This window comes from Helicobacter mustelae, assembly GCF_900476215.1.
In the GTDB taxonomy this organism is placed as follows: domain Bacteria; phylum Campylobacterota; class Campylobacteria; order Campylobacterales; family Helicobacteraceae; genus Helicobacter_H; species Helicobacter_H mustelae.
This window is the reverse complement of the sequence record NZ_LS483446.1, coordinates 1246778-1270131: the sequence shown is the minus strand read 5'-3', so window position 1 is coordinate 1270131 and position 23354 is coordinate 1246778. Positions and strand designations below refer to the sequence as shown.

Annotated in this window: 27 protein-coding genes; 21 read left to right on the top strand and 6 right to left on the bottom strand. The window is 42.6% G+C overall.

Annotated elements, in window-relative coordinates; all coding sequences use genetic code 11:
• The 5 genes from lptA to mrdA are packed head-to-tail and all read left to right on the top strand — an operon-like array spanning nt 1 to nt 3751.
• Nucleotides 1–495: a lipopolysaccharide transport periplasmic protein LptA gene (lptA, locus tag DQN48_RS06070; protein ID WP_013023475.1), complete on the top strand. Its 495-nt coding sequence runs from the start codon at nt 1–3 to the stop codon at nt 493–495.
• A complete protein-coding gene (gene yihA, locus DQN48_RS06065; protein WP_013023474.1) occupies nt 492–1109 on the top strand; it encodes a ribosome biogenesis GTP-binding protein YihA/YsxC in 618 nt (205 codons plus the stop codon). Before lptA ends, yihA begins: the two co-directional genes overlap by 4 nt.
• The gene (locus DQN48_RS06060) at nt 1093–1554 is read left to right on the top strand and encodes an N-acetyltransferase (RefSeq protein WP_013023473.1); all 462 of its coding nucleotides are present in this window, start codon (nt 1093–1095) and stop codon (nt 1552–1554) included. The genes yihA and DQN48_RS06060 overlap by 17 nt, the downstream gene beginning before the upstream one ends.
• Complete coding sequence (locus DQN48_RS06055; protein ID WP_041913185.1) at nt 1503–1976, top strand: hypothetical protein; 474 nt, start codon at nt 1503–1505, stop codon at nt 1974–1976. The genes DQN48_RS06060 and DQN48_RS06055 overlap by 52 nt, the downstream gene beginning before the upstream one ends.
• Nucleotides 1973–3751: a penicillin-binding protein 2 gene (mrdA, locus tag DQN48_RS06050; protein WP_013023471.1), complete on the top strand. Its 1779-nt coding sequence runs from the start codon at nt 1973–1975 to the stop codon at nt 3749–3751. Before DQN48_RS06055 ends, mrdA begins: the two co-directional genes overlap by 4 nt.
• Before the next feature lie 473 nt (nt 3752–4224).
• On the opposite strand, the gene cysS is transcribed toward mrdA, so the two are convergent.
• Nucleotides 4225–5631 (bottom strand): cysteine--tRNA ligase, encoded by a 1407-nt coding sequence (cysS, locus tag DQN48_RS06045; RefSeq protein ID WP_041913378.1) that lies wholly within the window; start codon nt 5629–5631, stop codon nt 4225–4227.
• 160 nt (nt 5632–5791) lie between these two features.
• Between cysS and DQN48_RS06040 the strand changes: the two genes are divergently transcribed.
• From DQN48_RS06040 to DQN48_RS05965, 16 genes are all read left to right on the top strand, one after another.
• On the top strand, nt 5792–7978 hold the full coding sequence (locus tag DQN48_RS06040) for a TonB-dependent receptor domain-containing protein (protein ID WP_013023469.1): 2187 nt from the start codon (nt 5792–5794) through the stop codon (nt 7976–7978).
• Between the two features lie 43 nt (nt 7979–8021).
• Complete coding sequence (locus DQN48_RS06035) at nt 8022–8480, top strand: phosphoribosyltransferase (protein ID WP_013023468.1); 459 nt, start codon at nt 8022–8024, stop codon at nt 8478–8480.
• Complete coding sequence (rimO, locus tag DQN48_RS06030; RefSeq protein WP_013023467.1) at nt 8477–9793, top strand: 30S ribosomal protein S12 methylthiotransferase RimO; 1317 nt, start codon at nt 8477–8479, stop codon at nt 9791–9793. Before DQN48_RS06035 ends, rimO begins: the two co-directional genes overlap by 4 nt.
• Nucleotides 9790–10785 (top strand): tRNA lysidine(34) synthetase TilS, encoded by a 996-nt coding sequence (gene tilS, locus DQN48_RS06025; RefSeq protein WP_013023466.1) that lies wholly within the window; start codon nt 9790–9792, stop codon nt 10783–10785. The genes rimO and tilS overlap by 4 nt, the downstream gene beginning before the upstream one ends.
• Before the next feature lie 65 nt (nt 10786–10850).
• Nucleotides 10851–12323 carry a cytochrome-c oxidase, cbb3-type subunit I gene (gene ccoN, locus DQN48_RS06020; RefSeq protein WP_013023465.1) on the top strand — a complete coding sequence of 491 codons (1473 nt, stop codon included), beginning with the start codon at nt 10851–10853 and terminating at the stop codon, nt 12321–12323.
• Between the two features lie 10 nt (nt 12324–12333).
• Nucleotides 12334–13014: a cytochrome-c oxidase, cbb3-type subunit II gene (gene ccoO, locus DQN48_RS06015; RefSeq protein ID WP_013023464.1), complete on the top strand. Its 681-nt coding sequence runs from the start codon at nt 12334–12336 to the stop codon at nt 13012–13014.
• A 15-nt stretch (nt 13015–13029) separates the two neighbouring features.
• Complete coding sequence (locus DQN48_RS06010; protein ID WP_013023463.1) at nt 13030–13221, top strand: cytochrome c oxidase, cbb3-type, CcoQ subunit; 192 nt, start codon at nt 13030–13032, stop codon at nt 13219–13221.
• 12 nt (nt 13222–13233) lie between these two features.
• Nucleotides 13234–14097 carry a c-type cytochrome gene (locus DQN48_RS06005; RefSeq protein ID WP_013023462.1) on the top strand — a complete coding sequence of 288 codons (864 nt, stop codon included), beginning with the start codon at nt 13234–13236 and terminating at the stop codon, nt 14095–14097.
• Between the two features lie 10 nt (nt 14098–14107).
• Nucleotides 14108–14314, top strand: a complete 207-nt coding sequence (locus DQN48_RS06000) for a DUF4006 family protein (RefSeq protein ID WP_013023461.1) — start codon at nt 14108–14110, stop codon at nt 14312–14314.
• A 158-nt stretch (nt 14315–14472) separates the two neighbouring features.
• On the top strand, nt 14473–15021 hold the full coding sequence (locus tag DQN48_RS05995) for a hypothetical protein (RefSeq protein ID WP_013023460.1): 549 nt from the start codon (nt 14473–14475) through the stop codon (nt 15019–15021).
• On the top strand, nt 15018–15587 hold the full coding sequence (locus DQN48_RS05990) for a hypothetical protein (protein ID WP_013023459.1): 570 nt from the start codon (nt 15018–15020) through the stop codon (nt 15585–15587). The genes DQN48_RS05995 and DQN48_RS05990 overlap by 4 nt, the downstream gene beginning before the upstream one ends.
• A gap of 25 nt (nt 15588–15612) precedes the next feature.
• A complete protein-coding gene (locus tag DQN48_RS05985) occupies nt 15613–15864 on the top strand; it encodes a hypothetical protein (RefSeq protein ID WP_013023458.1) in 252 nt (83 codons plus the stop codon).
• On the top strand, nt 15864–16274 hold the full coding sequence (locus DQN48_RS05980; RefSeq protein ID WP_013023457.1) for a periplasmic protein: 411 nt from the start codon (nt 15864–15866) through the stop codon (nt 16272–16274). Before DQN48_RS05985 ends, DQN48_RS05980 begins: the two co-directional genes overlap by 1 nt.
• A complete protein-coding gene (locus DQN48_RS05975; RefSeq protein WP_013023456.1) occupies nt 16271–16645 on the top strand; it encodes a hypothetical protein in 375 nt (124 codons plus the stop codon). The genes DQN48_RS05980 and DQN48_RS05975 overlap by 4 nt, the downstream gene beginning before the upstream one ends.
• Nucleotides 16629–17570 carry a type IV pilus twitching motility protein PilT gene (locus tag DQN48_RS05970; RefSeq protein WP_013023455.1) on the top strand — a complete coding sequence of 314 codons (942 nt, stop codon included), beginning with the start codon at nt 16629–16631 and terminating at the stop codon, nt 17568–17570. Before DQN48_RS05975 ends, DQN48_RS05970 begins: the two co-directional genes overlap by 17 nt.
• On the top strand, nt 17567–18571 hold the full coding sequence (locus DQN48_RS05965; protein ID WP_013023454.1) for a glycosyltransferase family 4 protein: 1005 nt from the start codon (nt 17567–17569) through the stop codon (nt 18569–18571). Before DQN48_RS05970 ends, DQN48_RS05965 begins: the two co-directional genes overlap by 4 nt.
• Nucleotides 18572–18677: 106 nt before the next feature.
• Here the strand turns inward: DQN48_RS05965 and ruvX are convergent, their stop codons facing one another.
• The 5 genes from ruvX to DQN48_RS05940 all read right to left on the bottom strand — a co-directional run bounded on the left by ruvX (nt 18678) and on the right by DQN48_RS05940 (nt 23347).
• Entirely contained in the window at nt 18678–19076 is a 399-nt protein-coding gene (gene ruvX / locus DQN48_RS05960) for a Holliday junction resolvase RuvX (protein ID WP_041913181.1), read from the bottom strand.
• Nucleotides 19073–19846: a DNA-processing protein DprA gene (locus DQN48_RS05955; protein ID WP_013023452.1), complete on the bottom strand. Its 774-nt coding sequence runs from the start codon at nt 19844–19846 to the stop codon at nt 19073–19075. Before DQN48_RS05955 ends, ruvX begins: the two co-directional genes overlap by 4 nt.
• Nucleotides 19846–20076, bottom strand: coding sequence for a cell division topological specificity factor MinE (gene minE, locus DQN48_RS05950; protein ID WP_013023451.1), 231 nt, complete (start codon nt 20074–20076; stop codon nt 19846–19848). The genes DQN48_RS05955 and minE overlap by 1 nt, the downstream gene beginning before the upstream one ends.
• Nucleotides 20073–20867 carry a septum site-determining protein MinD gene (minD, locus tag DQN48_RS05945; RefSeq protein WP_013023450.1) on the bottom strand — a complete coding sequence of 265 codons (795 nt, stop codon included), beginning with the start codon at nt 20865–20867 and terminating at the stop codon, nt 20073–20075. Before minD ends, minE begins: the two co-directional genes overlap by 4 nt.
• 263 nt (nt 20868–21130) lie before the next feature.
• Entirely contained in the window at nt 21131–23347 is a 2217-nt protein-coding gene (locus tag DQN48_RS05940; protein ID WP_013023449.1) for an endonuclease MutS2, read from the bottom strand.
• Between the last annotated feature and the right edge of the window lie 7 nt (nt 23348–23354).

Below are 23354 nucleotides of genomic sequence, written 5' to 3'. Positions count from 1 at the left end.
ATGAAGAGGTTGATAGGAATTTTTCTGTCCCTGCTTTCTTGCGTGGCTGCAGAGAAGCTAGAAGTGGTGGCTGATCATTTCATGGCAGACAATCAAAAGGGGATTAGTGTGGTAGAGGGGAATGTGGATGTGAAAAAGGGTCAGGATCATCTCAAGGCCCAAAAGGTCACTATTTACACCACCAAAGACAATAAGCTCAAAGAGGTTTTTGCGCAGGGGGATGTGGATTTTTTCATCACCACTCCTGATGGCAGGAAGATTAGGGGTAGGGCAAATTCCCTGCGCTACAATGCCCAAAGCCAAGAGTATCATCTCATCGGCAACGCCAAGGCCAGAGAAGAGGGCAAGGAAAGCAGTATAGCTGGGGATGAGATAAAGATCAATAATCAAAGCGGCTCTATGAATGTAGTGGGGAGCAAAAATAAGCCAGCCAAGTTGGTTTTTGATCTTGATGAGCTGCAAAAAAATAAACAAGATAGTGGCAAAAAGCCGTGATAAAAATCAAGCAAGCAACATTTCTTACCTCCGCAAAAAAGCTCCAGGATTGCCCGCCAGAGGATCTTGCAGAGATCGCATTTTTGGGGCGCAGCAATGTGGGCAAAAGCACCTTTATCAATCTCATGGCAAATCATGCAAAACTTGCTAAATGCTCCTCCACACCCGGAAAGACGCAGTTGATTAATTTTTTTTTGATGCGATGCGAGCATGAGGGGCGGGAGTTTTTTTTTCGTTTTGTGGATTTGCCTGGATTTGGCTATGCCAAGGTCTGCAAGGATCTCAAAAGGGAATGGGAAAAAAATCTATGGGATTTTTTGCAATATCGAAGCTCCATCAAGCTTTTTCTCCATCTCATTGATGGTCGTCATGTGGATTTGCCCATCGATGAGTCTGTCTCCCAGATCCTAGAGCAGAGATGCCGCGGGGATCAGAGCGTGCTAAAAATCTATACCAAATGCGACAAGCTCAATGCCAATGAGCGCACAAGACTAGCTCAAAGGGGCTTATTGATGAGCACAGATTCTACCCTGCTTCGCTCTAGTCAAGGTGGCAGAGAGAGGGTGATGCAAGAAATCTTTAAGAGGGTTTTTGATTATGAATATCATCTATAAAAAGCCACTCTTATCTCATTTGCAAGAGATGCAAGACCTAGTCGGCGATGAGGTCAAGCAGGGTTTGATTTTGCCAAGATCCCCAGAAGAGATGGCACAGAATATCCGCTCTTATTATCTAGCGCTAGATAATGACAAAATCATTGGCTTTTGCGCGCTGCATATCTACACCCCGCGCCTTGCAGAGATTCGAAGTCTTGTTGTAGCACAAGATTATCGCAATCAAGGCATCGCACAAGGACTTGTGGCAAGAAATATCGCAGAGGGGAAAAGCCTTGGGATTCAAGATTTTTTGGTCTTGACCTATCGTCCCAATCTCTTTAAAAGAATGGGATTTGAAGAAATCGCCAAGGAAAAAATCCCCTATCAAAAAATCTGGATGGACTGTGTAGCATGCAAACATTTTCCCACATGTCACGAAATAGCATTATTAAAAACCTGCTAAAAAATCTTGCCTTTTTGTTGTTTTATGTGTTTTATATCACGCTTAGTAGCATTGATACCATTCTGCCCCCCCTGCTTGGAGTGCTATTTGCCAAATATATCCAAGATACCAGGCAAAGAAATCTTATCGGCCTTTTTTGTGTATTTGTATGTACTTTATTTTTTGAAGTAGAAAAATCCAGCCTTCTTGGTGTTTTGTTTTTGCTTTTTGTTTTTTTGTTTTATTTGGTCCATCGATTGAAGCTGGTTTTGCATGAAGAGGGGTATTTTTTCAATCTCATTTATGTGTTTTTGCCCTATGTTTTTTATTTTTTCTTTTTGCAGGCTTTTTCTGTGCTCAGTGGTCATCGACCCATTAGTATTGATTTTGTCATTTTTTGGTATTTTTTCGCCGAAAGCGTGATTATATTATGGAAAAGATGAATTTTCGCATCAAGATTATTGTCATTGGCTTTGTGGCAGTCTGGATGGTGCTGCTTATGCGCATTTTTGCCATCAGCATCCAGTCCAACCAATACTACACCCAGCTCGCGCAAAAAAACATCACCCGCAAGGATATTGATGTGCCCTTTCGCGGCCTAATCAAAGATCGCAATGGAGCATTGGTGGCCATGAATCAGATGGGGTTTTCCATCGCACTAGACCCTCATCTAAGTCCTACCCAGCTTGAGGGGCAGATTGATTTTTTGCAAAAATATCTCCCTAGCCTCAATGCCTCTGAAATCACCAAAATCTACAACAAAGAAAAATCTGCCTACAATCACATTCCTATTAAGGTGGTGAAATTTGTGGATTATAATCTGATGCAAAAAAAATATCCCTTCCTTGTGCAAAATAGCAAAATCTTTATTGAGCCTGCAAGCAAGCGTTATTATCCCTATGCTAGCAGTGCATCTCATGTGATTGGCTATGTGGGGGCTAGTGATGAGGGTGATATCAGCAAAAATATGGTGAGTAAATACACGGGCATCGTGGGAAAAACAGGCCTTGAGCGCAAGTATAATACTTTTTTGCAGGGCAGGATTGGAGAGCGCATCGTCATTGTGGATTCGCACAATCGTATGATTTCTGTACGCTATGAAAATGATAGCGTGAATCGCAATGATCTCACTACCACACTTGACATGCGCCTCCAAAAAATCGCAGATGAGGCCTTTAGTGGCAAGAATGGTGCGGTGCTTGTGATGAATATAGAAAGCGGCGAGCTACTTGTGGCAGGGAGTTATCCTGAATATGATCTCAATGATTTTGTAGGCGGGATTAGCTATGCTAAATGGAATTCCCTGCAAGAAGATCTAAGTAATCCCCTGCTAAACAAGCTTATTAATGGATTGTATGCCCCAGGCTCTGTCATTAAGATGGGGATGGCCCTAGCACTTTTGGAGCATGCGGGCATCAATGAACACACTCTTATTGATGCACCAGGTTATATTGAGCTTGGTGGCAGGAGATTTCGAGATTGGAAATCTGATGGACATGGCAAAACCGATGTGATTAAGGCTCTTAGAGAATCAGTGGATGTGTATTTTTATAAGCTTTCCCAGCAAGCAGGCATGACAAACATCGCAAACACGCTTTCCATCATGGGATTTGGAGAAAAAACAGGGGTGGATTTGCCCAATGAATTTGTCGGGATCTTGCCAAGCCCAGAATGGAAGATGTCCAAAGGCCAGCCCTGGTATCTTGGCGATACGGTCATCACCTCCATTGGCCAAGGGTCCTTTCTTGTCACGCCCATGCAGATTGTGCGCTACACAGCCCTCATTGCTGGAGGAGAGCTGCCCACTCCGCATTTTGCCAAAATCTTCCAAGACAAGGAAAGTGATTTTACTAGCAAAAATGTCTTCAATGACTTCCAAAAATCCAAACTGCGCTTCATTCAAGAGGGGATGTATCAGGCCTGCAGCTCTGAGAGAGGGACAGCGCACAAAGGCACCCAAAGCGCTCTCATGCCATTGGCGTGCAAAACTGGCACTGCGCAGGTGGTCTCCATCCCCCAAAATATCAAGGTGCGCATCAAGGAAAGTGACATGCCCTATTACCACCGCTCACATGCATGGATCACGGGCTATGTCCCTTATAAAAAACCCAAGTATGCCATCACGGTTTTTATCGAGCATGGAGAAGCCGGCGGGAAGGCGGGGGTGATTTTGGCCCGCATGGCAAATGCCCTCAAAGAATTGGGTTATTTGAATTAAATCTGCTATTTGGAATGATTTGAGCTTTTGGGGGGTGATGTGAGGATTTTGCTTATTTGAATCAAGTGCTTTGGCTTATGGGGCTTTGGATTGTGTTTAAATTTGGCGGGTTTTGACTGTGCTAGAGGCATCACATTTCTGAGATATGGGAAAGATTTAAATCGCCCTGGGGGCAATCACGTTTCTAAGGAATGAAAATGCTTGTTTCTATCAAAGATCTTCTGGCATATCAAAGGCGCTTACGCAGCTAAGGCAGCCAAAAGAGATCTGTAAAACTCCCACAGAAAAATAACTATGGCGCGGGGCAAAAATTCCCGCGCGGGAATTAAACACCCAAGCAAAGGGGTGCAAAAAGAAATTGTGCATCCCAAAATCACGCCTATACAAAAGCGCCCAAAGCCCCCTTCAAAATCACAAATGCGCCTAAGCGCGGCATGAAAGAGTCACAAAAACACCCATCAAACGCACTCAATTTAGGATTTTGCGGTGTTTTCCCAGACTGTGCCCTCCGCTGTATCCATGATGGCTATGCCTTCTTCATGGAGTTCTTGGCGGATCTCATCAGCTAGGACATAGTTTTTCTCTTTTTTGGCATTTTTTCGCTCATGGATTTTTTCTTCAATCCATTTTACTTTTTCCTCACTCACTCCCAGCTGGAAATATACCTTGCCATCCTTGCCTCCGATCCCTAGCAGAGCTTCGATAAAAGCAAGATTGCTGATGATGTTTGCATGCAGGGCCTTGTCTTTTGGGTTTTGGTCTAGGCTTTGATTGGCGTGAGCGAGAAATTCATCTAAGACGCTGAGGGTTTGAGAGATGTTGAGATCATCTTGCATGGGATGCAAGAGGCGCGCTTCAAAATCCTTATCCCTCACTCCCTGCACTGGTAATGCGCGCTTTTTGAGGCGATAGATTTTATCTAGGCGCTTTTTGCTCATCAAGAGATCTTCTTCATTGAAATGCAAGATGGCGCGATAATGCGTGGTGAGCAGATAGTTGCGCAGGATTTCTCCATCATGGAATTTCAGTGCGTCCTTGACAAAAAAGCTATTTCCCAGGCTTTTGCTCATTTTTTCGCCATTGATATGCACCATTTCATTATGCATCCAGTATTTTGCTAGCTCGCTATCATATGCGCAACGGGTTTGGGAGGCTTCATTTTCGTGATGGGGGAAGAGTAGATCCGCCCCTCCGCCATGAATATCGATGCAAAAATCCTCATCTTTGTAGGCAAGATGTTCATCAATCATGGCAGAGCATTCAATATGCCATCCAGGCCGCCCAAAGCCAAAGGGACTTTCATAGCCGATGTCATCCTCTCCCTTGTAGGTCTTCCATAGCACAAAGTCTCTAGGGTCTTTTTTTTCTTTGTTTTCTTGGATGCGGCTTTGATTTTCATCATCCACCCCCCTCTGGCTCAAGCTCCCATATAAAGGATCTTTTTTGACATCCAGATACACATCTCCATTTTCGCTTTGATAGGCATGGCCTCTATGAAGTAATCTCTCCACAAAGGAAATGATGGCACCTAGGCTCTGAGTGGCCTTGGGATGGATGTCAGGGGGTAGGACATTGAGCCTATCCATGTCATGGATATAGGAATGGATGTAGGTTTGTGTGACTTCTTCTAGGGGAATTTGATGGTTTAGGGATTTGTGGATGATTTTGTCATCTATGTCTGTGAAATTCTTCACCAGCGTGGTCTTGTAGCCACTGAGATTGAGGGTGCGCCGCAAAAGATCAAACACAATGGAGCTCCTAGCATGTCCTAAATGCGCATCATCATATACGGTGGGGCCGCAGACATAGATCCTAACTTCTTTTTCTTTGATCGGCACTAGGGGGACTTTTTGCTTGCTCTTGCTATCATAGATTTTCATGCTTGCCCTTTTTGTTTCAAATTCCCATGGATTTTTTGCCAGGCATTTTAGCATAAAGATATCTCTTAATGAAAACGCTGCCCTTGTTTAAAATTTCGCAGAATCTTCAAATATTAATGATAATAATTATCACAAATAATTTATATTATGAGGAGTCATTATGAAGAAGATAAGAATTTTTTTATTTGGCATAGCTGGGCTCTCGCTCTCTATTTCTGATGAAGTAAAATCTCTAAATCTCGATAGAATCGTGACCTCAGCCTCTGGATACAAACAAGCGCTCAAAGAAACCCCTGCATCTGTTTCTGTGGTTGATAGTGAGGAGCTAAAAAATAAGCCTGTGAGGGACTTGGGTGAGGCGGTCGCGCTTGTGCCTGGTGTCTCTATCGAGCAGGGTATTGGGAAAATAGGGGATTATAGTATTTCCATTCGTGGGATGCCATCAAACTACACGCTCATCCTCCTAGATGGCAAGCGTCAAAACACCAGCAGTGCTGGATTTCCCAATGGCTTCACAGAGGTTTTTGCAAGCTTCATGCCCCCACTTGCAGCACTAGATCGTATTGAGGTAATTCGCGGGCCAGCTTCCACGCTCTATGGAAGTGATGCAATTGGTGGGATTGTGAATATCATTATGAAAAAGCAGCTAGATTCTTGGAGTGGGAGTTTTATGCTTGATAGCGTATTTCAGGAAAATCGGGCATTTGGGAATTTATATGGAGCGTCTTTGTGGATGGGAGGGCCTCTTGACTCGGCCAAAAGGTGGACCCTATCGCTTCGAATTCGCGATCAATATCGTATGAAGGTACCAACTGCTGATCTAAAAATCATCCCCACCACAAGTGGGCAGGATACTCAAGTAACTCGAGGAAATATTGTGGGGCTTAGTGAGAGTAATAACTCAAATCTTGGCTTTAGGCTTGCATATCAGGCAGATTCCAAGAATTATTTTTATCTAGATTATGATAATGCACTGCAGTGGTATAACAACTCCCAAAGCCTTTTAGGAACGGTGGGAAATGTCGGCGGATACAAGAAAAACATCTTCTTTTTGAGAAATAATGTCATCTTTTCCCATCAGGGGAAATATGAAAATTTCCAAACTGATACAAGCATACAATATCTCTCCACACGCAATGATGGAAGGGTGGTCACAGTCTCTGCCGTGCCCAAGGGAAGCCCACTGGTGGGCCAAAACCGAGTGCTTTTGGGTCAGGATATCTTGATTGACAATAAAAATGTTTTTTATATCTCGCATGCAAATATCACAACACTTGGGGCAAGATATTGGTTTTCTTCTCTCATGGATAGGGTTGTGGTGAAGCAGCCCTTCATGTATTATCACAATGTTGCGCTCTTTGCTGAGAATGAGACATTTTTGCGAGAAAATTTAATTTTGCAGCTTGGCATGCGTGGGGAGTATAACTCAAGCTTTGGCTTTCATGTCTCGCCAAGGGGCTATGTTGTTTATAATATTTTAGAGGGCAAAAAAGGAGGCGGTGGCAATAGCTTGATTTTAAAAGGTGGGATTTCTACTGGTTATAAAACTCCAACGGTCACAGACCTTGTTAGCGGAATCAATGGACTCACTGCACAAGGAACAGTCCCCACATATGGAAATCCAAGCCTAAAGCCAGAGACTTCTACAAATTATGAAGTAAGCCTCTCTTATGAAAATAAAATTATTGAGCTTGGCGTGACTGGCTTTTTTATTCAGTTTAGTAATAAAATCCAGGGAGCCAGTGTGCCAAATGGCAAGCAGGTCCCAGTGCCAGGGGGTGGAGTCTGTGTGTCGCAAAATGGCAGAAATTGTACGTATTTTGTCAATGCGGATACTGCCATCTCCTATGGGGCAGAGACATATCTTGGCCTAAGGCCTCTTAGCATCGGATATGGGGATGTGGATTTTGTGACTTCCTACACTTACAATCACACAGAGCAGACCTCAGGCAAGGCAAAGGGCCTGCCACTCACGGGAATTCCTCTGCATTCTTTTAATGGCGCGATGAATTATAATCTCCCCTTTGGCCTGGCGTTTTATTTGCGGGGGGAATTGAGGGCAAAACAGCTTCGAACTGATGTGGGAAGAAATGTGAACACACTCGCGCTGCTTGATGAATTTTTGAGAAAAAATCCTGGTCTTAGCAAATATTACAAGACTTATTTTTTGCTGCATGTTGGAGGTAGCTATAGGATCAAGAAAAATTTAAAACTAAATTTTGGAATCTATAATTTGCTAAATCATAATTTTGTGGACTTTGTATTGTCCAATGGAGTGTACTACAACAACTACAACTATATCCGTGAGGGGCGGCGTTATTATGCATCTTTGAGCGTGGATTTTTAATGCGAAATGCTATAATTGGCATTTTAGAACTCAAGGATTGTAAATGTATTATTCATATCAGGATTTTTTAAAAGATTTAAAAGAGCTTCGCAATAGAGTCCAGCACAAAATAGGCATCCCTGATGCACTTGTATGCATCGCTAGAGGTGGGATGACAATGAGCCATATGCTAGGACTTGCATGGAATATTCGTGCAGTCTATACCCTTAATGCCATTTCTTATAGTGATACTAACGTACAGAGTTCCCTCATTATCGAAAATATGCCCTCCATCAAAAAAGAGCATAAAAAAATCTTGATTCTTGATGAGATTGTAGATAGCGGCGAGAGTCTAAGCGCGGTGGCACAAAAGCTGCGCTTAAATTTCCCAGAAGCGGATTTCAAAACCGCAGTGATTTTCCAAAAGCCAGGGGCTAAGGTCCATGCGGATTTTTCCCTTCGCGAGCCCACAGAATGGGTGAATTTCTTTTGGGAAGTGGATATGCTTGAGGATCCTGCATGAAGACTCTGCATCTTGTGTCGCTGGGCTGCACAAAAAATCTCGTGGATTCTGAGGTGATGCTAGGTGTGCTCAAAGAATACAAAATCATCGATGACCCCAGCAGTGCAGATGTGATTATCATTAATACTTGCGGCTTCATCCAATCTGCCAAAGAAGAGAGCATTGGCATGATCTTAAAGATGGCGCAGGAAAAAAAAGAAGGCGCATTGATTGTGGCAAGTGGCTGCCTCACCCAGCGCTACCAAAAAGAGCTAAGAGAGCAGATCCCAGAGATTGATATCATCACTGGGGTGGGGGATTATGATAGGATTGATGAGATGATTGAGCAAAGGCGCGGGATAAGCTCAGATCGCGTGTTTTTGGCAGATGAGAAAAAAGAGCGCATCATCACAGGCTCAAGGATCCATGCCTATATCAAAATCTCAGAAGGCTGCAATCAGGCTTGTAGTTTTTGCTCCATCCCAAGCTTCAAGGGCAAACTAAAATCTCGCAGCATAGAATCCGTACTCAAAGAGATCCAAAATCTAAGCCAAAGGGGGTATCAGGATTTTACCTTCATTGCGCAGGATTCTAGCTCGTATTTGCGCGATCATGGAGTGAAGGATGGCTTGGTGCAGCTTATTGGCGCAATAGAAGAGCAGGGGCTTGCAAGATCTGCGCGCATGCTCTATCTCTATCCTAGTACTACAACCCCGCATTTGATTGCTGTGATTAGGGATTCTAAAATCTTCCAGAATTATTTTGATATGCCCATCCAGCATATCCATGCAAAGATGCTCAAAAGAATGAAGCGAGGAGTTAGCAAGGAGCGCCACATCGAGCTTTTGCATGCTATGCGTGCGGTGCCTGATAGCTTTGTGCGTAGTACCATTATCATCGGGCATCCCGGAGAGAGCGAGGAGGAGTTTGCAGAACTCTGCTCTTTTTTGGAGGATTTTGTTTTTGATCGCTTGAATGTTTTTGCCTTTTCTTCAGAAGAGGGGAGTGCAGCGGATTTGATGGAGGAAAAAATCCCCACCAAAATCATCAATCAGCGCATCAAAAAAATCGAGCAAATCCTCAAAAAACAACAAAAGAGAATTTTAAACTCTATGATTGGCAAGCAGTATGAAGTATTGCTAGAGGGCAAAAGTGCTATTAGCGAGTATTTTTATTCTGCAAGGGCACTTCCCTGGGCTCCAGAAGTGGATGGGGAGATCCTCATCAATGACAGCGAGCTTGATACGCTCGCTCTAGACCCTGGCTATTATCTCGCCCAGATTACAGAGGTGAGGGATGGGATGATTTTTGGCAGGGTGGTAGAGAGATTGTGATTTTCCTCCAGGATTTGGAGGGGAAGAAAAATCTTTTGGGATTTTCAGGTGGGCCAGATTCTACAGCATTGTTTTTTTGTCTACTAGAAGAGGGGATAGATTTTGATATGGGGATTGTGGATTATGGATTGCGGGAGCAATCCATAAAAGAGGTGGCATATGCCAAAGAGCTTGCAGCATGCTATCAAAAACGCTTATTTATTCATCAAGCTTTAGGAATTGTGCGGGATTTTGAGCATCAGGCAAGGGTGCAGCGATATGGTTTTTTTGAGCGCATCATCAAAGAAGAAGGATATGAAAATCTTTTATTGGCCCATCATCTCAATGATCGCTTAGAGTGGTTTATCATGCAGCTTTGCAAGGGAAGTGGGCTAAATAATCTGCTGGGATTTAGACGCAGAGAGGAGCGTGAGGGTTATGTTATTGTGCGGCCTTTGCTAGAAATTAGCAAGGACCAAATTTTAGAGATGGTGCGCAAAAGAGTGTATTTTGAAGATAGTAGTAATGAGAATACAAGGATATGGCGCAACAAAATCCGTAAAAATTATGCAAATAGCCTCATACAAGAGCATGCCAAGGGGATTACCAAGACGCTAGGATATCTCCAAGAGGAGCAGGAGAGACTCTATCTGCGCCAAATCTCACAGGTGAGCGAAATTTTTTATTTTAAAAAATCCAATGATTTGAGCAATCTAGACTGCATTGATAAGATCCTAAAAAAAATGGGCTATGTGCTAAGTGCTCCCCAGCGCCAAGAAATCCTCAAGCAGAATTATGATGGAATCATTGCGGGAAAATATCTACTCTCAAGCAATGAGGGATGGATTTTTTTGACTTCTGGGAATGTATCCAAGTCCATGGATAGGTCCTTCAGAGAATGGGCGCGTAGCATGCGCATTCCCAAGAGACTGCGCCCCAAAATCGCCTGGCTTTTGGAGCAGGGCAAGCTCAAAAAAGAGCAGATGAATTTTTTGCAAAAGCGCATTTTTTAAGTTTTTGCTAAAAGAAATAACACTACAATTACGCTCGCAATAAACAAAAATGAAGGAGATTATCTATGCAACAAGAAGAGAAAATGGTCATGGAATATGATTATTCCATAGCAAGATTGTTTTTATTTTCCACGCTTGTGTTTGGATTTATCGGCATGCTCATCGGCGTTATTTTGGCGCTGCAACTGGCATTTCCGAGTCTGAATTATCTTGCAGGAGAATATGCAATTTTTGGGAGATTGCGTCCTTTGCACACCAATGGGATTATTTATGGTTTCACATTAAGTGGGATTTGGGCAGCATGGTATTATTTGGGTCAGCGTGTCTTAAAGATCACCTATCATCAGCACGCATTTTTAAAATTTATTGGCCTTTTGCATTTCTGGGCTTATATTTTGCTGCTAGTTCTCGCGGTGGTGAGCCTGTTTATGGGTTTGACACAGAGCAAGGAATATGCAGAGCTCATTTGGCCTTTGGATTTGTTGGTGGTGGTTGTTTGGGTGCTTTGGGGTATTAATATGTTTGGTAGCATGGGAGTGCGCCGCGAGCAAACCATTTATATTTCTCTGTGGTATTTTATCGCGACCTTTGCTGCGATTTCTGTGCTCTTTATCTTTAATAATCTCGCCGTTCCCACTTACTTTGTTGCAAAATTAGGAAGTGTTTGGCATTCTATTTCGATGTATGCAGGGAGCAATGATGCGATGGTGCAATGGTGGTGGGGTCATAATGCTGTGGCATTTGTATTTACCTCTGGGATTATTGGGATTATTTATTATTTCCTTCCCAAAGAATCTGGTCAGCCAATTTTCTCTTATAAATTAACCCTATTTTCTTTTTGGAGCTTGATGTTTGTCTATATTTGGGCTGGCGGGCATCATTTGATTTATTCCACTGTCCCAGATTGGATTCAGACTCTAGCATCAGTGTTTTCTGTCATATTGATTCTACCCTCTTGGGGTACAGCGATTAATATGCTGCTTACCATGCGTGGTCAATGGCATCAACTCAAGGAATCTCCGCTTATCAAATTCCTAGTGCTTGCTTCCACATTCTACATGCTAGCCACACTTGAAGGACCCATTCAATCCATCAAATCTGTCAATGCTCTTGCGCATTTTACAGATTGGATTATTGGGCATGTGCATGATGCTGCTTTGGGTTGGGTAGGATTTACTATTATTGCTGCTTCCTACCACATGACTCCTCGAATCTTCAATCGCGAGATCTATTCCAAAAAAATCGTAGAGATGCAATTTTGGATCATGGTGATTGGCATTGTGTTGTATTTCTCAAGTATGTGGATTGCAGGTATCACCCAGGGTATGATGTGGAGAGATGTAGATATGTATGGGAACCTCACTTATCAGTTTATTGATACAGTAACTCGCCTGCACCCTTATTATGTGATCCGCGGCGTAGGTGGCGTGCTCTATCTTCTGGGATTTATTATGTTTATTTACAACATTTTCATGACCATTACAGTTGGCAGAAAGCTTCAGAGCGAGCCAAACTATGCCACACCCATGGCTGCTTAAGGAGGAATAAATGTTTAGCTGGTTAGAAAAAAATCCATTCTTTTTTACGATAGCGTTTTTGTTGGTTTTCTCTGTAGCAGGGATTGTAGAGGTGTTGCCTGATTTCACCAAGTCTGCGCGCCCTATTGAAGGGCTGCGCCCCTATACAGTGCTAGAAACTGCGGGTAGACAGGTGTATATCAAAGAGGGATGCTATAACTGCCATTCTCAATTGATTCGCCCCTTCCAATCAGAAGTGGATCGCTATGGTGCATATAGCTTGAGTGGGGAATATGCCTATGATCGGCCATTCTTATGGGGTTCTAAGCGCACTGGCCCAGATCTCCACAGGATTGGAGATAGTAGGAGCACAGATTGGCATAACAATCACATGTGGGATCCTCATAGTGTAGTACCTGGATCCATTATGCCTGCATACAAGCATCTCTACAAAAAAGATGTAGATTTTGACACTGCCTATGCAGAAGCATTGACGCAGAAAAAAGTCTTTAACGTGCCCTATGATACAGAGGGTGGTGTGAAACTTGGTGATCTTGAAGAGGCAAAAAAGCAATATATGCAAGAGGCAGCAGCAATCGTGCAAGATATGAAAAATGAAAAAGTCAAAGCTGCTTTTGAAAAGGGTGAAGTAAGAGAGATTGTGGCATTGATTGCATATCTCAATAGTCTAGGAAAGAGAGTCACGAAATAAATTGGGAGCGAAGCTATGAATGATACAGAAATGTGGCGAGGGATCTCTTATGTGGTTATTACGATTTTCTTGGTGATTTTTCTCTATGGCTATATCATCAGCATGTACAGAAAGCAAAAAAATGGAAGTCGCGATTATGAAAAATACGCCGATCTCGCTTTAAAAGACAGGCTTGATGATCAAGTGATTGAAGAAAGAATAAAATAAAAGGGAGTAAAAATGGGTTGGTTAAGTGATAATATAAATCTTATGGCTTTTATCGCTGCGATTGGAATTTTGATTTTAACGATTTTTGTTACGTCATTTTATATCAGGAAGATGCGCGATAGCAAAGCAGAAGGGGAGTTGACAAATCATAAATGGGATGGGATTTCTGAATTTACCAATAATCTTCCTATAGGATGGGCGATTTGTTTTATTGCACTAATCCTCTGGGGGGCTTGGTATGTGTTTTTTGGCTATCCGCTCAATGCCTATTCCCAGATTGGAGAATTCAATAAAGAAGTGAGCGAGCATAACAAAAAATTTGAAGAGAAGTGGCAGAACCTTTCTATCGAGGATAAGATCAAAATGGGGCAGGGGATTTTTTTGGTGAAATGTTCTCAGTGCCATGGCGTGGATGCTGAGGGCATGGGAGGCAAGGCGCAGAATCTCACGCGCTGGGGAAAATATCAGGGTATCGAAGACACCATGAAGCATGGAAGCGTGGGGCTTAATTATATGGCTGGCGAGATGCCACCCATTGTGCTAGATGCTAAGGATTCTGAGATTTTATCCAAATTCGTCATGTCTCATATCTCCAATGCTCATCTCAAGTTTGAAAATTTGGATGTAGAAAAAGGCAAGCAGCTTTGGGATAGTGCTACTTGTTCTTCTTGTCATGGCCCAGATGGCAAGGGGAATGCTGGATTGGCTGCAGATTTGACCAAATACGGCACCCCAGAATTCCTCAAAGAAGTATTGAAAAAAGGCAAAAAGGGACATATTGGCAGGATGCCTTCGTTTGAATACGCCAAATTCAATGATATACAGATTGAGGCGCTTGCTGCTTTTATCAATTCTTTGCAACCACTTGATGATTAAGGAGAAAAACATGGGTAAATTATTCGGGATAAATGGAATTCTTGGGCTTTTTGTTATCGTGGCTGTGCTGCTTGGATTGGTGTTTTTTTTGGGGTACAAAAGCATCAAGACCCAGCAAGATCAAGCCACCAATTCCTATACCATTGAAACAGATCTTGTAAAAATGGAAAGCAAAAATAATGCAGAGTATTACAAAATCATAAAGGAGAAAAAATGAGATTCACTGCACTTGAGAAATTGTTGGCAGTTTTGATCGTAGCAATGATTGCTACTTCTTTGATTCTTTTGATTGTTCCTAATTCCTTTTTGTTTATGGTCTAGGTGATGAAATGTGTTAGGGAGCTTTTCTTTGTATTTTTGCTCCTGTCTTCCTTTTTGTCTGCCCATGGCTTCCTACTGGGGGATGTCTCATCCCTAGATCCTAAGATGTTGGGAGTGGTGGATAAAATTGGCTCAGAGCTCTTGCAAAAAACAGGAATCTCTCTCTATCTGCTTATCAAGGATAGCAAAAGCGTGGATAGAATCCAAAGACAGGATTTTGCTAGAGAGCAAACAGCTCTGCTCAAAGGTAGCTATTTTGTGATCTTTATTGCACCACAAGATCATAAGATTGATTTTTTGATGAGCGGGGATCTGCAGGGGGTTGTCAAGGTGGATGCCCTGTATCAGGATTTTATGGTGCCATTTCTTCCCGTGAAGAAATCAGATGTAATGGACAAGCAGCGTCTCTTAGCTATTGCATTAAATGGCTATGCGCATTTTGCTGATGCATTTGCAAGCGCGAGGGGAGTTGTGCTTGAGGGGAATATCATCAACAAACATGAAGAGTTTTTAGCGGGGATCTCGGCCTTTGTGATGAAGCTTATGCTCATTTCTTTGGTGGTTTTGATGATTTTTGTTTATTACAAAGCGAGGAAAAAGTGAAAAGAAATTATTGGCCACTGGGAATTTTGATTATCATTTTCATAGGTGTATTGCTTTTGGTGGCATTGGTTTATATTTCCTTAGTGCAGCCTAATATCAACGACAATTCTTATCTGCAAAAATCTAGCTCCATAGAAAAGAGTCCTGATCTCTTTCTTGGAGCGACCAGGCATTTTGCAGAGAGTTATGAAGTGCTTGTAAAATCCAATGAACAAAAAGATCATTTTATCCCGCCCTACCTTCTGCGCGCCAAAAAAATCGAGGAAAAAATCCAAAAACCCCTGGTGCTAAAACCAAGGACAAAAAACATCTTGCAGCTAGAATTCCTAAAAAAGAAGCCCAATGCGCCCAAGATTTTGCATTATGGCGTTTATATGATTCGCTACTATGACAAAAACTACAAAGATAAGGCAGATTTGCTTTTTGAGGGTGATGATCATCAATTATCTTTTGACTTCGCTCCCAAAAAAGAGGGGCGCTATAAGCTCATCTTGCAAATTGCTTTTGAAAAAGATGGCAAGCGGGAACAAGCATATTTACAGCGGGATTTTCTTGTGCAAAAATAAAGCATTCATCACTATAGAGCTTTTGATGGCTCTGGTGCTTATTGGTTTTGTAATCAAGGCATCCATGAATCTCAATCTCGAACTCACCGCTCTGCAAAAAAACAAAAAAGATCTAAAAGAAATTTCTCAGGCACAAAAACAAATGCTAACTCATCAAAATCTAAGCACCCAATCCATCATGGTTATGACCAAAAAAAATCGTAGCTGTCAGGCATTACTACACAAAAACATCGCTCCCATTGCCTATATGTATCTAGAGATAGGGGAATGCAAATAATGCGCATTCACGCTTTTGTTTTGCTGGAATTTTTGATGGCAGTTGTGATTTTGGGGGTGATTAGTGTGGCAGCTACCAAGCTTTCGCTAAGCAGCAAAAAGCAAGAATTTCTCTCTTACCAGCAGGCCCAAAGTAGCCTACAGCTCATCAATGCCCTCTTGCAAATCTCGCGTTATCTTGAGGATGCTACAAAGATTATCACCACAGCCTCTAGCATGCATTTTTATCAAAAAGAGCATTTTGTTCAAGTAGAGCTAAGGGGTGAGGATCTCTATCTAGATGATGTGCTGCTATTATCTTTTGTAAGGAGGCTAGAAATCTCGCGCACAAAAGAGGGGTTATGGATGGAGTTATGTGATCGATATCTTTGCATTGGGCATGCGATTCTGCTTTATGGGGAGCAGACATGAGGGCCTTTGGGCTGTGGTATGGAGTGATTTTGCTCATGATTTTTATTGGAGTTAGCGTGATGGTGCCTCGGAGTGTGGGATTGCAAGAAGATGTCATTAGCAATTTTTATGGCAGCTTTCAAAATGAACTTTTTGCAAAGAGCCTCTATGAGCTTGCAGCCCAGTGCATCAAACAAAAAGAAAAAGCTAGCTGCCTAGAGGATGGCTTAGATTTTGAAGGATTTGAGGGAAGTTATCAAATCTCTGAGAAAGCAGATGTCTATGATGTAGAAATCATCGTTTTGCACAAAAATCCCAGAAATTTCCATATAATGCGATATTTCACGCATAAGATCATCAAAAAAGAGGGAAGCAATGCAAAAAATCCTTGATTTGTTTGGATTTCTCACAGGGGGGGTGAGTGACATTTATGTCTATGCAAATTCTAAAATCCTCTACAAGGTACACCAAGAGGTGCATGAGGCAGGTTATGTAGATAGCGATGCCATCGCTTCTTTTATCCATTCCCTCCTAAGTCAGAGCAAAAGAGATCTGCTAAATCAGGGCATCGAGCAAGATGTGGCCCTGGAATTTGGAGGATTTTTTTTCCGCGTGCATATTTTTTTATCCCAAGGCAGCCCAGCGCTTTTTTTTCGCATTTTGCCCAAAGAAATCCTGCCAGTTTTTGATCATCCCCATTTTGATTTTCTCAAGCCTAAAATCGCGCATCAAAAAGGTTTGTTTCTCATCGCTGGTGCCACGGGTAGTGGCAAAACCACGCTTGCCAATGCGATTTTGGATTATTTCAATACACATTTTCACAAGCATATCGTGAGTATCGAGGAACCTGTAGAATTCAAGCATCAAAATAAGCAGAGTTTTTTCACCTTTCGGGAGGTGGGGCGTGATACTAGGAGTTTTGCTAGTGGGATTGTGAGCGCGATGCGCCAAAGTCCTGATGTGATTTTTATCGGAGAGCTACGCGAGCCAATTGCTATGCAATCCGCCCTCCTTGCCGCACTCACTGGGCATTTTGTGTTGGCTACTTTGCATAGCAAGGATACCACTGGCGCGCTTTTGCGCTTTTTGAGTGGCTTTGAGGATAGGAAGCGCGCAAGCAACGAGCTTGCTGAAAGTCTCATTGGTGTGATTGCACAGAGGAGGAACAAGGATACAGGAGCCGAATTTGAGATTTTGTCTGCCAATACTGCGATTAAAAATCTCATCAAAGAAGAGAAATTCCATCAAATCCCCAGCCAAATCGCCATCTCTAGCAATGAGGGCATGCGCATTTTTGGGAATGGGGGGAATGGGTGAGATTTTTGGTTTTTGTGATTGCATTTCTTGTGTGCATCCTCTGCATCTTTGCTGCCCAAAGGGGTTTTATTGGGATTGATTCTGCCCAGCAAAACAAACCCCAAAAACTCCATAGTCAAAATATCTCAAGGCTTGGTGGTATTGGAATTTTTGTCGCGTTTGCCTGTGGTTTTTTTGTTTTTATTCCTTTTTCTTGGGATTCTCTTTTTGTGTTTTTAGGGCTTTTTGTGGTGTTTTTGGCTGGGTTGCTTGAGGATCTTTTAGACAGTCTCAAGCCCAAAGCCCGTCTCATAATCCAAATCCTTGGGATTTTGCTGCTCTTTAAGCATAGTGGCGCGCTGATTTCTGATTTTTCCCCCATTATGATCCTGCCTGCCTTCTTGGCTTTTTTCTTCACTTTGTTTAGCATTGTTGGTGTGAGTAATGCGCTCAACATCATTGATGGACTCAATGGCCTCTCTAGTGGCATTGCCTTGATTGTCTTTGGTGCGATTATCTTTGTAGCCTTGGACAAAGAAGTGGTGTGGGTGGCGTCTGTTGCATGGATTGTTTGGTTTGGGATTTTGGGATTTTTTGTGCTCAATTTCCCCTTTGGCAAGATTTTTTTAGGCGATGGTGGGGCATATTTTTTGGGCGCATTGATTGCGTTTTTGCTTGGGGTTTTGAGCAACCATGGGGTAAGTACGTGGTTTGGGCTCTGTGTGATGATTTATCCAGTGTGGGAGGTGGTGTTTTCGATTTTTCGCAGAAAACTCTCTGGCAAAAAGGCCATGCAGCCTGATGGCATGCATCTGCATTCCTTGCTTTATAAGATCTGGGGAAGGAATGCAATGAGTGCATTTGCCATCCTTTTTGTCTATCTCTTCTATGTGCTTGCAGTGCTTTGCTATGCAGAAGAACCCCGCGATTTTATGCTATTTTCTCTTATCTTTTGTGTGATTTATCTTGTTTTGTATTTTGCCCTCTTGCAAATCTACAAGAGCCAAAATCAAGAAGCATGATTTTGGCGGGGCATGCGCATTTTGTGGATTGTCTTAATGGATTTTGTGGGATTTAAAGTCGCTTGAATTTATGCACTCAAATTTAGCGCTTGGTTTGCGTGCAAAATCATGGGTTTTTTTGGAGATAGCGCTGCAGGATTTTGCAGGCTGCAAGAGAGTCAATTCTCCCATTTTTTTGGGCATTTTGGCGCCTTTGTTTTTTGAGATGAGAGAGATCCTGGCGTGCCTCAAGGCTTGTGCAGTCCTCATTGACATAGAGGATTTTTGCAGAGGTCTCTAGCAAGGAGACAAAAAACATGATTCGCCTTTTGGTGTCTTCTGCATTGCCAGATTGCGGGATTCCCACAATGAGGGTGTGAGCATTTTTTTCTTTGAGGAGCTTGGAGAGATCGCTTGCTGCTTGATTGCGATTTGTTCGCAATATAGGCTCCATGGGCAGGATAATCCCCTCAATGAGTCCTGCTATCCCGATGCGTTTTAAACCAATGTCGCATGCGATCATCACAGCGCAATCACCTTGCCATTTTCGCGCCTAATCTTGCCATCTAGCTCATATTCCAAAAGCCTATTGCCAAATTTTTCCAGTGCCACTTCATAATCTGGAGCTTGTGCGCAAAATTCCAAAATCTCATCTCTGGCATTTGGTGTAATTTCACATTCTTTGAGAAATTCCTCAATATCATAGATTGGCCTTGCCTGATTTTGGGAAAGGAGGGATTTGGTGCCAAGGCTTTCATTGATGCGATGGGGAAGGACATAGAGGGGTTTTTTTAGCTTTAGCGCCATTTTTGCACTCTGCATGCTTCCACTGCCTAGATCTGCTTGAGGGATGATGACAATATCACTTAGACCAATCACAATGCGATTGCGTTGCAAAAAGCTATAGGGCCTAGGAGGTGTGTTTTTTTCATATTCGCTCAAAATCAGAGCGCGCGCGGCAATTTCTTTGATGATGTGCTGATTGCTAGCAGGATAGATGAGATCTAGGCTGCTTGGTGAAATCATGATGGTGTGGGGGAGTGCTGCTTTGTGTGCGATGATGTCAATCCCAAGCGCCCCACCGCTAATAATGGTGGCATGGGGAGTGAGTTTGCTTGCAAGCTGTGTGACAAAGGCTCTGGCATAGGGATTGGGATTCCTCGAGCCAACAATGGCAATTTTTAGAGAGGATTGCAGGAGCTCTGGCCTGCCCACATAAAAAAGCTGCTGCAGCTTGAGTGCAGATAGGCTTTCTGGGATTTGTGGGAGGGGGTGATAATCAAAATGGCTCTGCATTATGAGCCTAGTGTGACTTCTACTTCAAGTGTGCTGATATTTTGATTGGAGTTTGTTTTGATTTGGACTTGCGAGCTTTTGGTATATTTTTTCACAACTTCCAAGATTTCTCTTTGCATCTCTTCCATATAGGGGATGTTCACGCTTCTTTCATGAGCAAGCATGATGCTAAGGCGGTTTTTTGCTGCATTAGCTGAGTTTTTTTGTCGAAAAAAATCTAAGAAACTCATTGGAACAACCTTTGAAGAAAGCTCTTTTTTTCCATTTTTTGGAAGGGTACTTCATTGCCAAGAACCCTCTGGGTGATGTTTTTGTAGCAGATGGCACTAGGACTATTGGTGTAGATAACAGGCTCTCCTGTATTGGTGCAGGAGACGACGCGGTTATCCTCTGGCACTAGCCCGATCAAAGGAAGTGCTAGGATGCTTAGCACATCTTCAGTGCTTAGCATTTCTCCCTTAGCAACAAGTTCTGGTTTGATGCGATTGATGATGATGTGTTTTTGCACCTCTTGTCCATTTTTTGCCTTGTCAGATTTGGCATCAATAATTCCAATGACTCGATCGCTATCGCGCACAGAACTCACTTCAGGAGTGACGACCACAAGGGCTCTATCTGCCCAAAAAATCGCATGCTCAAAGCCGCTTTCAATCCCTGCTGGAGAATCTAGCAAAATATAATCAAAATCTCTTTTGAGATCTTCGATGAGCTTTTTGACCTTGTCTTTGTCTAGGATGTTTTTGTCCTTGCTCTGGCTTGCAGGAAGGAAGTAGAGCGTTTTTGTTTTTTTATCATTGATGAGGGCTTGTTGGAGATTGCATTTTCCTTCCATGACATCTACAACATCATAAACAATGCGGTTCTCCAATCCCAAAATCATATCAAGATTTCTAAGCCCAATATCAAAATCCACTGCCACGACCTTTTTGCCATTTTGCGCCAATCCCACCGCGATATTTGCGGTGCATGTGGATTTTCCCACTCCACCTTTGCCTGATGTAATTGTAATAACTTCTGCCATTTTCCTTCCTATTTTCTGAGATGTTTGTTTGTTTTGGGAGGATTTTTGTAAATTCTTCCCTGCAAATCCTGGCTAGTGGTTTTGATGAGATGATTTGAGAAATTTTGGTGCTTTATGCGCACGCATGCCCCAGCTTTTTTCCCGCAGAAACTGGGCTGCAAATTCCTGCAAAATGCCCTTTTTTCTCAAAAGCACCATCGGCCCAAAACCCTCATCCTCTCTCCATTGCATGTGAGAAAATTCTGTGAATTATAGCCAAAAATTTAGAGTTTTATAATTTTTGCACCAAGCCCACCAAGCCTGGTGGGAGCATCTTCAAAATGCAAAACCTTTGGGTGAGTGGAGAGGAAATCACGTACTACTTTTGCTAGCACGCCTGTGCCAATGCCATGATAGACCAATATTTCATCAAATCCCAAAAGCAGGCAGTCAGAGAGGAATTGATCAAGCCTCTCTATGGCCTCTTCTGCACGCATCCCATGGAGATCCAAATGCACATTTCCACTTTTTGGCAGAGGAATTTTGGTTTTTGTTTTGAGCTCTGGGGGCTCTTTTCCTAGGGGTTTTAGTAGGGCAAGGGGCACTTTTAGGCGCATTCCCTCATCAAGCTCAATGAGTGCCCGATCTTTTAGTAGAGAGAGGATCTGGCCTTTTGCTTGCTTGTATTTTACACGTTGGTGGATTGTGAAAGCCTTTGTTTTGGGGGTTTCTTGTTTGATGGACTTTTGTTGGGCTAGGATTTTGTTGGCATGATTGATGGAGCGGTGAATGTCTTGGGATTGTTTTTCTTTGAGCTCGAGCTTGAGTGCTTTTAGGGCTTGATTGTAGATATTTTCTAGCTTGCTTTTTTCTCTTGCATAGGCGTTTTTTTGCTCCTCTTTGAGATCCTCTAGGGCCTGTTCTTTTTTTTCATAGAGTAGGATTTTTGCCTGGCATTCTTTGATTTTTTGCTGCAGAGTTATTTCTAATTGTGCGGATTTTTCGATCAAAATATTGAGTTTTTCTTTGTCCTCTCCATAATTTTTCTGCGCCTCTTCAATGAGATTAAGGGGGATTTTATAGCGTCTGGCAGTCTCAAAGGCATAGCTTTTGCCAATGCTGCCATGGAGGAATTCAAATGTGGGTTTTTGGCGCGCTTCATCATAGATTGCAGCACAAAGCTCAATCCTAGCATCATTGGCCATCATCGCTGCCAAGCGCTTGTGATGTGTAGTAACAATGATTTTTGCCCCCTTTTGCAAAAGATTTTCTAATAATGCCTTATAGAGACTTGCTGCCTCATCGGCATCTGTGCCAAGCTCGATCTCATCAATGCCTAGAATCATTTCTTTCTCCTGCAAGATGTGAGAAAAATCTAACATCCTGCCCGCAAAAGTAGAAATATCATTTTTGCTATTTTGTGGATCAGAGATGATGGCAAAAATATTTTTGAAATGCGGAATTTTGGAATGACTGGCATTGATTTTGAAGGGAATGAGATGTTTGGCAAGAAACACCGCGCTCAAGATGGATTTAAGCAGCATCGTCTTCCCGCCGGCATTGACTCCAGTGATGAGCAAAAGCTGTTTATTAAAATCTAGCTGGATATGTTTGGGATTGGTCAAAATGGGATGGGCGAAATCTCGCAAAATGATTTGGGAGTCTTTGTATTGCGGCAGGATGAATTGCAAATTATATTGCTTGGCAAAAAAGATTCTTGCTTGGATGTGATCGATTTTGTCAAATTCTTTGTTGAGGAATTGCAAAAAAGAAAGATGCTTATTGAAGGTGATGCAGATCTTTTTGCAAATCTCATAGAGGGTCTGCTCGATGAGATTTTCTATTTCTTGGATTTTTTGATAAATCGCCTTGATTTCATCAGGAAGCAAATAAAAATACCCATTTTGTGAACGCTGCAAAACCACTCCTTTGAGGACATGCTGGAAGCCTGGTTTTAGCAGCAGGGTTTGGGTTTGATTGATGAAGTGGATTTGTGTATCTGCAAGATAGGGACGGATTTTTGCAGATTGCAAAAGCAGCTCTAGGGACTGCTGCATATTTTTTTTCTGGCGCTTTAGGGATTGCTCGAGGCTATCAAGCTCTTCAAAGATCCCCTCTTTGATTTGTAAATGCGCATGAAAATAGGAGCAAATCTCAAGAATGGGAGCGGGGATTTGAATTTTTTGCAAATATTTTGAGAAATGTAGAGTGTTTTGCATCTCTTTTTGATTTTTGAGATAGAGAAAATAACGCAGGATTTTGACAAATTCAAAGATTTCATAGAGTTTTAGCGTGCCAAATTTTTTCAGGATTTGCAGTGCGCTATCTAGGTTTTTTACTGCGCTGGGTGCATGGAAATTTAGCCCATCCAATTCCTCAATATAATGAAAAATCAGATGCCTATCTCCCGTAAGCAAAAAATCCTTGGGCCTAGCAAAGAGGGCAGTGAGCTTGTCGATAAAATCCTGTAAGTCCAAAACTTTTAGGAGGGATTGCTGCATTTGCCAC